The 11,888-nt window shown below is 40.6% G+C and carries 10 protein-coding genes; 5 read left to right on the top strand and 5 right to left on the bottom strand.

The features are described 5' to 3' along the window. Nucleotides 1-17: 17 nt before the first annotated feature. Nucleotides 18-857 (bottom strand): helix-turn-helix transcriptional regulator, encoded by an 840-nt coding sequence (locus tag ACMZOO_RS07870; RefSeq protein ID WP_440906136.1) that lies wholly within the window; start codon nucleotides 855-857, stop codon nucleotides 18-20. Between the two features lie 242 nt (nucleotides 858-1,099). On the opposite strand from ACMZOO_RS07870, the gene ACMZOO_RS07875 reads away from it, so the two are divergent. The 3 genes from ACMZOO_RS07875 to ACMZOO_RS07885 all read left to right on the top strand — a co-directional run bounded on the left by ACMZOO_RS07875 (nucleotide 1,100) and on the right by ACMZOO_RS07885 (nucleotide 8,332). Continuing rightward, on the top strand, nucleotides 1,100-1,414 hold the full coding sequence (locus ACMZOO_RS07875) for a SemiSWEET transporter (RefSeq protein WP_440906137.1): 315 nt from the start codon (nucleotides 1,100-1,102) through the stop codon (nucleotides 1,412-1,414). A 508-nt stretch (nucleotides 1,415-1,922) separates the two neighbouring features. Beyond that, the gene (locus tag ACMZOO_RS07880) at nucleotides 1,923-5,894 is read left to right on the top strand and encodes a pectate lyase family protein (protein ID WP_440906138.1); all 3,972 of its coding nucleotides are present in this window, start codon (nucleotides 1,923-1,925) and stop codon (nucleotides 5,892-5,894) included. Between the two features lie 443 nt (nucleotides 5,895-6,337). Further along, on the top strand, nucleotides 6,338-8,332 hold the full coding sequence (locus tag ACMZOO_RS07885) for a pectate lyase family protein (protein ID WP_440906139.1): 1,995 nt from the start codon (nucleotides 6,338-6,340) through the stop codon (nucleotides 8,330-8,332). A gap of 57 nt (nucleotides 8,333-8,389) precedes the next feature. On the opposite strand, the gene ACMZOO_RS07890 is transcribed toward ACMZOO_RS07885, so the two are convergent. Genes ACMZOO_RS07890 through ACMZOO_RS07905 form a run of 4 tightly spaced genes read right to left on the bottom strand, consistent with a single transcriptional unit; the run spans nucleotide 8,390 to nucleotide 10,404 of the window. Then, a complete protein-coding gene (locus ACMZOO_RS07890; protein ID WP_440906140.1) occupies nucleotides 8,390-8,818 on the bottom strand; it encodes a DUF6691 family protein in 429 nt (142 codons plus the stop codon). A 10-nt stretch (nucleotides 8,819-8,828) separates the two neighbouring features. Further along, on the bottom strand, nucleotides 8,829-9,248 hold the full coding sequence (locus tag ACMZOO_RS07895) for a YeeE/YedE family protein (RefSeq protein ID WP_440906141.1): 420 nt from the start codon (nucleotides 9,246-9,248) through the stop codon (nucleotides 8,829-8,831). Nucleotides 9,249-9,268: 20 nt separating this feature from the next. Beyond that, the gene (locus ACMZOO_RS07900) at nucleotides 9,269-9,640 is read right to left on the bottom strand and encodes a rhodanese-like domain-containing protein (RefSeq protein WP_440906142.1); all 372 of its coding nucleotides are present in this window, start codon (nucleotides 9,638-9,640) and stop codon (nucleotides 9,269-9,271) included. 20 nt (nucleotides 9,641-9,660) lie between these two features. Next, complete coding sequence (locus tag ACMZOO_RS07905; RefSeq protein WP_440906143.1) at nucleotides 9,661-10,404, bottom strand: sulfite exporter TauE/SafE family protein; 744 nt, start codon at nucleotides 10,402-10,404, stop codon at nucleotides 9,661-9,663. Between the two features lie 121 nt (nucleotides 10,405-10,525). Between ACMZOO_RS07905 and ACMZOO_RS07910 the strand changes: the two genes are divergently transcribed. Then, nucleotides 10,526-11,392 carry an MBL fold metallo-hydrolase gene (locus ACMZOO_RS07910; RefSeq protein WP_440906144.1) on the top strand — a complete coding sequence of 289 codons (867 nt, stop codon included), beginning with the start codon at nucleotides 10,526-10,528 and terminating at the stop codon, nucleotides 11,390-11,392. Nucleotides 11,393-11,402: 10 nt separating this feature from the next. After that, nucleotides 11,403-11,858 carry a hypothetical protein gene (locus tag ACMZOO_RS07915; protein WP_440906145.1) on the top strand — a complete coding sequence of 152 codons (456 nt, stop codon included), beginning with the start codon at nucleotides 11,403-11,405 and terminating at the stop codon, nucleotides 11,856-11,858. The last annotated feature ends 30 nt before the right edge of the window (nucleotides 11,859-11,888 follow it).

An 11,888-nucleotide genomic window follows, 5' to 3' on the forward strand; every position in this document is an offset into this window, starting at 1 on the left:
CTCTGACCGCTATCAGGTCACTCTGTTTTTTTACATTTTCGATACTGGCCCGGCGCTAAACCCACAGATTTTTTGAAGCGTTTGGCAAAATTAAACACATCGGCATAACCCACTTGCTCGGCAATTTGTTCAATACTCCAGTTAGTATTTGCCAATAAATATTTGGCTCTTTGCATGCGCATTTCAATCAATTGTTGCAAAGGCGATCTTGCAAACTGTTGTTGAAACAATCTATGTAAATGCGGCGCTGAATAATTGGCGAGCTTCGCCATATCATCTACCGTCCACGGAAAATGCAATTTAGCTTCCATTTGATCTATCACTTGATTAAGCCGTTGCTCTTCTGCATTGATATGCTGTTTAACGTTTAACGACTGTTTTATATAACCATTGAGTTGTTTAATCAGAGGTTGCCTGAGTTCTGCTGATTTTTCGTAATACAACAAACTAAGTAAATGATAAAGCTGATGGGTTTGCCGACAATCTACAACTAGAGGCTGCTCAGCCAAACGTTTGCGCCACTTTGGAATATCATCTAGTTCAAACCATACTTTGCGCCATTGTGTCGTTTTAAGCTGCATTAAAAAAGGTTTACCGGCGGGGAAATAAATTAATTGGCCATGACCAACTTTGCATACACCCTGTTTTGTTGTTACTTCTATCTCTCCTGCTACGCTAAATAATAAAGCGTGATGCATAGGCGATTTACGCCCAACTTTGTAATAGTCTTGCAAAGTGGATACACCCGATACTCCAATGTTGAGTTCAGCTAACTCAGGCACGGCTTGTTGATCGATAAACCTTTCATCACATTCAGGGCTAATTTCTAATATTTCTTCAATATCACAGCCAATCATTTAACTGCCTCATTTTTCCACAATGATAGTTTTGGATAAAAACAAGATAGATTATTGCATAACAAAAATACAATAGCTGCGCGATAATTTTCCCCATCGAAGCAACAGAAATACGCAGGCCTCAAGCCTACGCAAACTGTGTTTATCCACTATAGACATAATTGCGAATCATTTGAGGCACACGAACCCAATAAACCTTTATATTTATTGGCTTAAACAACTTTTAAAACAGAGGAAACATTATGACAAATGTAGAAATTTTAGGTTTTGCATCTGCGTTTTTAACCACTTTTTCGTTTCTTCCACAAGCGATCCAAGTGATCAAAACTCGTGATACAACCTCACTTTCATTAGCTATGTATAGCATTTTTACTTTGGGTGTAGCTGGCTGGCTTGTTTATGGTTTAGCGCAACAAGATAAAGCAATGATAGTTGCAAACATGATCACCTTGTTATTATCGGCAACTATTTTGGCGATTAAAATTTACAATGAGTTTTTCTCACAACAAGCAAAAAGCCAAAAGTTAGACAAAAGCAATAATGCTTGTCGAGTTTAACATGCCAAATATTTAGACATTTACCTACAGCAATAGCTATTGAACAACAATCAGCCTTGATTTTGTTATAGTTTATTGCTGAAACAAGCTAACCCTCGCATCCACAATTGGCTGCCAGTCAAATTTCTGAACTAAATTCATTAAAAATAACTAAAAATTTTTTCAGCCAGTCTCTATCCCATCTTAAAGCTTTAAGCTTAAAACATTATTGAAACATTTGGTTTACAAATAAAAATAAGCTGATTATTATAAATTTGTTTTGCTACCGGTAGCACAATTGTTAAAAAAGCCATTTGAGCGATAAAAACCGTTAAATCAGTCGCTTGGCTTTGAAGATAACAACCGCGGCGGAACTACACACGACTCGCACATCAAACTGAAAATAACATTCAATTTTGGATGGTTATACGGAATTGAGGTTTGATACTGGCAGGTACTAAGGAACACAGCTGGTACCTGTGGACCACCCGCCAGGCGATGATGAACTATCAATCACAAGGTGGATTATATGAAAAATAATACTATTAGGCAATTGAGTAAAGCAGTTGCCTTTGCACTATCAGCAACCGCTGCTAGCCAAAGTTATGCAGCTATTGGTGGTTTCGCCGAGGAAAACGGTGGAACAACTGGGGGTCAAGGTGGTAGCGTAGTTTATGCAACCACAGGTACAGAAATTCACGCAGCTCTGTGTAACCGCCCTTCAAGCGACACGCCTATCATCATTCATGTTGAAGGTACAATTAACCACAGCAATACCTTTAAAGTTTCTGGCGACAGCTGTAACACAGCAGATGGCGTTATCGAACTGAAAGAAATCAGCAATGTATCACTAATAGGTGTTGGTAGTGGTGCGTTATTTGATGAATTAGGTATACATATTCGTGCGGCTTCTAACATTATCATCCAGAACGTGCATGTACGTAACGTTAAAAAATCTGGTTCTCCTACTTCAAATGGCGGTGACGCAATTGGTATGGAAAGTAACGTTTCTAATGTATGGGTTGACCATGTAACATTAGAAGCAAGCGGTGGCGAAAGTGACGGTTACGATGCTTTGTTTGATATGAAAGCAAACACTAAATACGTTACTTTGTCTTATAGTATTTTACGTAACTCTGGCCGCGGTGGTTTAGTTGGTTCAAGCGACAGCGACGATCAAAATGGTCCAGTTACTTTCCACCACAATGTGTACGAAAACATCACTTCGCGCACGCCATTATTACGCCACGCAACTGCTCATGCATATAATAACTACTACACAGGTTTGCAGTCGTCTGGTATGAATCCACGTATTGGTGGTGAGATGAAAGCAGAGAATAACTACTTTGCTGATTCAAAAGATCCACTTGGTACTTTCTATACCAATGATATGGGTTATTGGGAAGTGAGCGGTAATATTTGGGACAATATTACATGGTCAGCAGAAGAAGATAAAATTCACCCTGCAGGACCAAACCCAACTTCAACCACTAGTATCTCTATTCCTTACGATTATGATTTAGATAGTGCGAATTGTGTACCTAGCATTGTATTAGCAACAGCTGGTGCAAACACTGGTTTAGCAGTATCGGACGGCAGCTGTACAGTTACTCCGTCACCAACACCAACTCCTACTCCTACTCCGACGCCAACACCTACGCCGACTCCAACACCAACTCCAACGCCGACTCCAACTGGTGATGAAGTGTTAAACATTACAGAGTCTGGCACAACCAGCGACTTTTTTGATATCACAGGTAACTTGTCATCTTCAAAAGGCACTGTGGTTTATAACGGTTTAACTTTAACTCAAGCACTTAAAATTGAATCAAGCACATCTATCAACTTTACATCTACCTCTGACGGTGAGTTAGTACTCGTCTTTAATGACGGTGAAAGTGGTGATATCAGCATTGATGGTGCAAGTTATACTGTAAGCAATGGTGTCTTGGCAGTTGAATTGTCTGCAGGTAGTCATTCAATTTCCAAAATTGATACTATGAACTTGTTCTATATTAGCTTCGACGATTATAGTGAAGCGCCAACAGAGCCAGAACAACCAACCGAGCCTGAGCAACCGACAGAACCAGAAGAGCCAACTGAGCCGGAAGAACCTATTACACCAGCAGTTGGTATTACTATTGAAGAAAATGCTAATGGTTTCTGTTACGTTGAAGGTGCAGTAGAAAGTGATCACTCAGGTTATACAGGTGTTGGTTATGCAAATACCGACAATGTAGCTGGCGCGGGTATCCTATACGCAGTGCATGCGCCTGCAGCAGGTAGCTTCACTTTAGATGCAATTTATGCCAATGGTGCAAATGCGCGTCCTGCCGCTATTATCGTTAACGACAACTTAGTTGGTAGCTTTGCAATGGAGTCAACCGGTGCGTGGACTAACTATGCATCTGCAGGTGAAACAACTGTTACTTTAAGTGCTGGCCTTAACTTTATCCGTTTACATGCCAATGATGCTGCTGGTTTAGCGAATATTGATGCATTAATGGTAACGGGTGCAGATCAGTCAGCTGGTGATTGTAATGGCCAAATTGGTGATGGCGCTCCAGCACCTGAGCCTGAGCCGACTCCAGATCCTGAGCCAACGCCGGATCCAGAACCAACTCCAGATCCTGAGCCAACACCTGATCCAGAACCAGCACCAGAAGCTGACAGTGAAGTGCTAAATATTACAGAGTCTGGTACCTCTAGCGATTTCTTTAATATCTCTGGTAACTTGTCATCTTCAAAAGGCACAGTTAACTACCAAGGTTTAACTTTAACCCAAGCGTTAAAAATTGAATCTAGTACTTCTATCACATTCACTTCAGTGGCAGACGGTGAGTTAGTATTAGTCTTTAATGAAGGTGAAAGTGGCAGTATCAGTATTGATGGTTCTAGCTATTCAGTATCAAATGGTGTGCTGTCTGTACAATTATCAGCAGGTAGTCACTCAATTTCAAAAATTGACACTATGAACCTTTACTACATCAGCCTTGGTAACAATGGTGGTTCAGTTGAACAACCAACAGAGCCAGAAGAGCCAACTGATCCTGAAGAGCCGACAGATCCAACTACCCCTCCAACTTCTGGCGGCGGTACTGAAGTTGTATACCCTGACGCAAACTGTGCAGAGTTAATTAACAACGACAACATTAACTGGCGTGAATCTTCACTACAAACCGACCAAGAAATTGTTGAGTGTTTATCGGCTTCATTAGGTAAACCAGTTGGTTATGGTGAAAACGCAACAGGTGGTTTCGACCCAGCCGGTGCTAGCAAATTAGTGGTTATCACTAACGACAGACCTGAAGATCAAATCTTAGCAGCTATCTCATCAGCTGAGCATAACTGGATTGTATTTGATAAAAACGACTTCGCTAACGAAACTGCGTTAATGATGTATCGCCCATACTGTGCAGACCCAGCTTTACAATCAGCTTTAGGTGTTGATGAAGAAACTTGTCGCGACCCATACGCTTGGTGTTCAGCTAAAGGTGTTTCAAGCTCAGACTGTTTATTAACTTTCTTCAATGATGAGTTAAATGATAGCAGCTTACCAATTCGCAACTACTTGATTGATAGCAATACCACTATTGATGGTCGTGGCGCTAAAGCTACCTTTACTTTCAATGGCTTTAAAATTGGTGCAGACAGCAGTGGTGCATCTACTCATATGTCTGAAAACGTGATTATCACTAATAACAAATTTGTTGGTGTTGGTCATACTGAAGACCATAACTTAGACCCAGATATGATCCGCTCAACTGGTGAATCACACGATATCTGGATCCATCAAAACACTTTTGATACCACAGGTGACTCAGCATTCGACGTAAAAGTAGGTGCGTATAACATCACAGTATCATTCAACAAATTAGTGAACGTTAAACGCGCTGCATTACATGGTTCAAGTGATAGCCGTGCTATTAACTCACAAATTACCACAACGATTCACAATAACTTGTTTGTAACGACTGATGATAACTTTGCATCTAGCTCGTACAACACACTACGCCGTGTACCTTTATTACGTCGTGGTCAAACACATATGTTCAACAATGTATTTTATGGTTACAGAAAAGACATTATGAGCATTCGTGTTGGTGGTAGTGCCTTGGTTGAAGACAACTTGTTTATGAACCCACTTGATAACGCTAAAGGCGATGACTTAGCAGATTGGGCACTTAACTTGTTTGACGGAGCAGTACGTGACGGTAACTTAGAAGTTAGCAATAGTTATGTATTTGAATCAGGTTCATCTTGTACCACGTCTGGTGCTTCAGCATCATTAGACATGCAAGACGGTTCTGCGCCAAATATGTTTGCTGACTACAATGGTATTTCGCAAGATACTATTAACGCTAACCGCATGGCCGCTGACGCACAATTACGTAACTATGTAATGGCATCTGCTGGTAAAGGTGCAAAAGCGCCTTGGGTATCAGCATACTCAGAAGGTGTCAGTGCGCTAGTAGCAGCTGCACCTGCAAGCTGTCAATAAACATAAATTTGGCAATGCACTAGCGCTCAGCTAGTGCATACTAATAACAAGGCTCCAGCTTGTGGAGCCTTTTCTAATTATCTTGACCCCTAGTGTTTCAACCCACCTTAATATCTTGAAATATTTTTTAAATATAAATGAAACACAAATGATTATTTTTTGATCTTTTATTTGCATTTTTAACTTTTAGTATTATTATTTTACTTGTTGATGCCACCGGTAGCAGAAAACGTTATCTTAAAGTATCAACACTCAACACAACAGACAGCTGAAATTAACATCACACATCTATTTAGGTGTTAGGGCTTGGTAGGCGACACACAAACGCGATTACCCACTTCCTAGCAATACCCGAATAAATTGGATGGCTGGTACCCATCTAGTTAATTTCAGCACAAATGCCCACAAAAGGGCGCGAACTATCAATTAAATAGGAAACTCATATGTTTAATACTGTTAAACGTAAAATCGCATCTGGTGTAACTCTCGCATTATGTTCAATCCCTATGGCTGCAACAGCAGCTATCGGCGGTTATGCGGCACAAAATGGTGGAACAACGGGTGGTCAAGGTGGTCAAGTTGTTTACGCTTCAACAGGTACACAAATTCACGAAGCTTTGTGTAACCGTGCATCAAGCGATACACCAATTATTATTCGTGTAGAAGGCACAATTAATCACGGCAATACCTCTAAAGTATCAGGTGATAGCTGTAACACTGCCGAAGATGTAATTGAAATTAAAGAAGTTAGTAATATATCTATTATTGGTGTTGGCAGCGGCGCTTTGTTCGATCAATTAGGTATTCATATTCGTTCTGCTTCAAACATTATTATCCAAAACGTCCACGTGCGTAATGTTAAAAAATCAGGCTCACCTCTATCTAATGGTGGTGACGCTATTGGCATGGAAAGCAATGTATCAAACGTCTGGGTTGACCACGTAACCTTAGAAGCCAGCGGTGGTGAAAGCGAAGGTTATGATGCTTTATTTGATATGAAAGCAAATACCAAATACGTTACTTTGTCTTACAGTATTTTACGTAACTCAGGCCGTGGTGGCTTAGTTGGTTCAAGTGATAGTGACGACCAAAATGGCCCTGTTACTTTCCACCATAACTTATATCAAAACATTGAATCACGTACGCCATTATTGCGTCATGCAACTGCGCATGCTTATAACAACCATTACCAAAACTTAGGTTCGTCTGGTATGAACCCTCGTATTGGTGGTGAAATGAAAGCTGAGCACAATTATTTTGAAGATTCAAAAGATCCATTGGGGACTTTTTACACCAACGACATGGGTTATTGGCAAGTAAATGGCAATGTTTGGGATAACATTGATTGGAGCAACGACGGTGACAAAATGCATCCAGCAGGTCCAAACCCAACATCTACAACTTCAATTAGCATCCCTTACTCGTACACACTAGATAACGCGAGTTGTGTACCTAGCATAGTTGCAGCCACTGCTGGTGCGAACAAAGGTTTAGCTGTTTCAGATGGTAGCTGTGGTACTTCTACTCCATCACCGACGCCTACACCAACTCCGACACCAACGCCGACGCCGACTCCAACACCTTCTGGTGATAACCTAGCCTTGGGTGCAGGTGCAGACGGTAGCTCAAAAGCAAGTGGTACAAGTTATGGCAATGTAATTGATGGTGATTACAGCAGCTATTGGTCACCATCATCTTCAACTGGCACTATCAATGTAAAAAATATTGATGCGACAGTTAATGCAGTAAAAATTGTCGAAGTGGCTGGAACTGAAGGTCGTGTGACTTCTTGGTCTTTAGTTAATTACGACACAGGTACAACTTTAGCTAATGGTAACGCATTACCTGAGGTTATTAGCTTTAATGATGTAACTGTTAGTAAGTTAAGTTTTGTTATTCATTCATCTAGCTCTACACCACAAATTGCTGAATTTGAAGTTTATTATGGTGCTCCAGCAAGCAGTGGCGGTAGCAGTAGTGGTGGTTCATCACAAACCAACGGTACAGTAAATGGTACATATCGCATTACCCCATTACACAGTGGTATGGCGTTAGACGTAGCAGGTTGTAGCAATGCTAATGCAGCCAATATGCAACAATGGTCTTGGTTAAACAACGATTGTCAAAAATTCGTAATCAGCACAGTTGATGGCATTTGGCATCGAATTTCACCTGTAAACGCGCCATCTAAAGGTTTAGATGTCGACTCACTATCAACCAGCAATGGCGCAAATATCATGTTGTGGGATTACTGGGGTGGTGCGAACCAACAGTTCCGTTTCCAAAGTGCTGGTAGCGGTAAATGGCGTATTGTTAACCGCAATAGTGAATTATGCTTAGACGTTTCGGGTAACTCAGCAACAGATGGTGCTAACTTAATTCAATGGTCTTGTAGCGCTGGCGCTAACAACCAAATATTTGAATTAGTTCGTCAATAATATTGGCGCTAGTTTAAAATTAGTCAATCTAGGGCGGGATCACCGCCCTTTTTTGTTTTAAGCCTTTTTTAGTACCTTAGCCACCAGCATACCTAGCAGCATAGCAACAACAAACACCACTAAATCAGCACTTGCATAACTTAAAGATGCAATTGCAGGGCCTGGGCATAAACCAGCTAGTCCCCAACCTATGCCAAAAGTTGCACTACCAATAATCAGCGGTTTATCTAAAACTTGATTGTTTGGTACAGTAAAAGCATCGGCACAAACGGGTTGGCTCATCTTGTTTTTAACAAAGTAGCCTAAGCCGCTAACCAATAAAGCGCCCCCCATTACAAGCGCTAAGCTTGCATCCCAGCTACCCGTGATATCTAAAAAATCTAATACTTTTTTCGGATTGGTCATTTGTGCAATGGTTAAACCAATTCCAAACAATAGGCCTGTCGCTAAACCCACTACACCGCTTTTAATTGTTGAAGAATTCATTATTTTTTCCTTAGCGAGTTAACCAAACAGTGAGCATAGCCGTTGCCATAAATACACAGGTAGCAACAATAGAGCGCTTGGATAAACGGCTAATACCACAAACCCCATGGCCACTTGTGCAACCACTGCCATACACAGCACCAAAACCCACTAATAAGCCTGCTATTATCAAAGTAACGCTATTGCCAGTTGGTGCTTGTGGCGCTAATACATCAAACAAGTTCACTGCGACAATTGGCCCTAAAACTAAACCAATCACAAATAAAACTCGCCAAATATTTTGGCTAATCCAATCGTCCTGTTTGCTAAATAATTGGCTAACAATGCCGGAGATACCAGCGATACGGCCTAACAATAACAACAACAGCAAGGCCGCAAAACCAATTAACCCACCACCAATTAATGCCGACACCGGCGTAAAATTTTCCACCTAACTAAACCTCTTTTAATTCAAATATGACGAGCAAAACCGCCTGCTAAAGAATAAACGTTAGTAAACCCCATATTTTGCAAACTCAACGCAGCCAAAGCAGAACGCCCACCTGAGCGGCAATACAAAACAATTTCTTGCTCAGCCGACAGCTTACCTATTTCAGCCAAATAACTATGAATATTCATCTCTAATGTACCACGCGATATATGTTTAGCACCTTGCATTGCGCCTTGTTGGTATTCAGCGGCTTCGCGTACATCGATAATCACTAAAGACTGATTATTGTTATTAGCAATAGCCATTTTTTCAGCCAATTGTTCTGCTGAAATCTCATTAATTTGCGGTAACACCTGCGCTAAATAAGCTTGCGCAGTTTTTAGTTGTGACATATTGCCCTCGACTCTTGATATTAAAGTCCATTGATTAAAATAAAGCTGCCCAATAACAGTAAAAATACCGCGAAGCTTTTGCGCAATTTATCTTGTGGCCATTTGGCCGACCATTTTTGTCCCCAGACAGCACCAAGCCCACCTAACCCAGCTAACACGCCAATAATCACCCAGTCCAATTGATAACTTTGACTACTCAAGGTTTGGTACTGGATAAATCCCACACTGGCGTTAAAAGCTATTAACGCTAAGCTGGTTGCACGCGCTTGAAAAAAGTCTAATTTGGCAAGCAAGACTAAAGTCGGCACAAGTAGAAAACCACCTCCCACGCCTGAAAAGCCTGTTAATCCACCAACAAATAAACCTATAGGAAAAACCAACAGGTTACTTGCAGCTTGATGATTAACCGTATTCTTTGGAGAGCGCCACATAAAAACACTAGCAACTAACAACAAAACGGCAAATACCAATAACTGTAACCAAGCTTGGCTTAACTCTGCCAAATAAACGCCTGCGAATGAACCAACAAACCCAGAGCTTGCAAGCAAAAGTGCGATGTGCCAATTCACATTGCGCCAGCTTTTGCTGACTATCAGGGTAAACAAACTAATCCAAGCTACGATAAAAAGTGAATTTACTACCGCATCTTTTGCGGACATGCCAGCCAAATAAATCAGTACAGGCACAGCAATTACAGCACCACCAGAGCCAAAAATGCCTAAACTTAAACCTATACTAGAACCCGCTAAGGCCGCGATTTGCATAGTAAAACACCCACTTATTACATTTAGTTATTACATATAACATTTATGTTGTATGCTAGTTTTTTCTTTGCTAAAGTGCAAGCCGTTTTTAAAACAAATTAATTTTAAGGCCAGTTAAATTATGTCAATTGTCGTTAAGCCATTCTTCCATCAGCCGTCGTCAACTTTGTGCTATGTTATTTACTGCGTACACAGCAAACAAGCAGCGATTATTGATCCCGCTTATGACTTTGATTATGCATCTGGCACTGTGTCTACAGAGTTTAGCCAAAGCATTATTCAGTTTGTGCAAACAGAACAACTGCAAGTCGAATGGATTTTAGAAACACATGCACATGCCGAGCACTTAACTTCAGCACAATATTTACAAGCTCAATTAGGTGGCAAAATTGCCATTGGTAGTGGCATCACCAAAGTGCAATCAACCTTTAAAAACATTTTAAATTTGGCTGACTACCAAGATATTGAAGGATTAGATTTTGATCTGTTATTAACTGCGGATGAGCACATACAGCTAGGCAATTATCCGATTAAAGTGATTGCGTCTCCAGGTCACACCAACGACAGCATTAGCTACTTGATAGATGGTAACTTATTTGTCGGTGATACCTTGTTTATGCCCGACGCTGGTACAGCACGCTGTGATTTTCCGGGCGGCAGCGCAGCCAGATTGTTCGATACAGTACAGAAATTTTATCAATTACCCGATGAAACTAAAGTATGGGTTTGTCACGACTATCAACCCAATGGCCGTGAATTACGATATGTTGCAAACATAGCTGAGCATAAACAACACAATATTCATATTAATTCAGCAACCACTTTGGCTGAATTTGTAACAAAACGCGAAAGCCGAGATGCGACACTTGGTATGCCAAAATTGATTTACCCTAGCATTCAAATTAATATTCGTGCAGGTAAAATGCCTCCCGCGGAACAAAATGGGACTAGTTACATTAAAGTACCAATGAAATTAACCAATCAATAAGGATATAAACATGGACGTAGAAATTAGCGCGCCAATACAAGCTAAATACAACCCAAGAAAGTATAGTAAAAGCAAAAAAATTGCCGTATCGATTTTGTTTATATTAATAGCAGTAATGATAAACAGATGGCTGTTCAACACAGAACAATCTTGGTTGTTTCCTATGATATTGTGTGGGATTTTAACGTTTTTTACCAATCAGCTACGCAATGAAATGCCCGAAATTTCGGTTAAATTTGAAGATAATGAATTTGCGCTGAAGCAGCTTAATGCGACATTATGGTGGTTGCCTTACAACAAAATCAAAAGCTTTGAGTATCAAGCCGCACAATACCAATGGAAAATGCTAACAACCCCAGCACAAATATTGATTTTAACTGACACCGATAGTTATGTGATCCCGGCTAGTTCACAAGAATTTGCAGATAAAGTAATACAACAATTGAAACTAGTGGTGGCTGCCTGAAATGCAAAAAGGCCTAGTAGCAATAACTAG

The organism is Catenovulum sp. SX2, from assembly GCF_052056295.1.
Lineage (GTDB): Bacteria > Pseudomonadota > Gammaproteobacteria > Enterobacterales > Alteromonadaceae > Catenovulum.

Coding starts and splice junctions, on each gene's coding strand:
- ACMZOO_RS07870 (WP_440906136.1), bottom strand. CDS start 857: ATGATTGGCTGTGATATTGAAGAAATATTAGAAATTAGCCCTGAATGT.
- ACMZOO_RS07875 (WP_440906137.1), top strand. CDS start 1,100: ATGACAAATGTAGAAATTTTAGGTTTTGCATCTGCGTTTTTAACCACT.
- ACMZOO_RS07880 (WP_440906138.1), top strand. CDS start 1,923: ATGAAAAATAATACTATTAGGCAATTGAGTAAAGCAGTTGCCTTTGCA.
- ACMZOO_RS07885 (WP_440906139.1), top strand. CDS start 6,338: ATGTTTAATACTGTTAAACGTAAAATCGCATCTGGTGTAACTCTCGCA.
- ACMZOO_RS07890 (WP_440906140.1), bottom strand. CDS start 8,818: ATGAATTCTTCAACAATTAAAAGCGGTGTAGTGGGTTTAGCGACAGGC.
- ACMZOO_RS07900 (WP_440906142.1), bottom strand. CDS start 9,640: ATGTCACAACTAAAAACTGCGCAAGCTTATTTAGCGCAGGTGTTACCG.
- ACMZOO_RS07905 (WP_440906143.1), bottom strand. CDS start 10,404: ATGCAAATCGCGGCCTTAGCGGGTTCTAGTATAGGTTTAAGTTTAGGC.
- ACMZOO_RS07910 (WP_440906144.1), top strand. CDS start 10,526: ATGTCAATTGTCGTTAAGCCATTCTTCCATCAGCCGTCGTCAACTTTG.
- ACMZOO_RS07915 (WP_440906145.1), top strand. CDS start 11,403: ATGGACGTAGAAATTAGCGCGCCAATACAAGCTAAATACAACCCAAGA.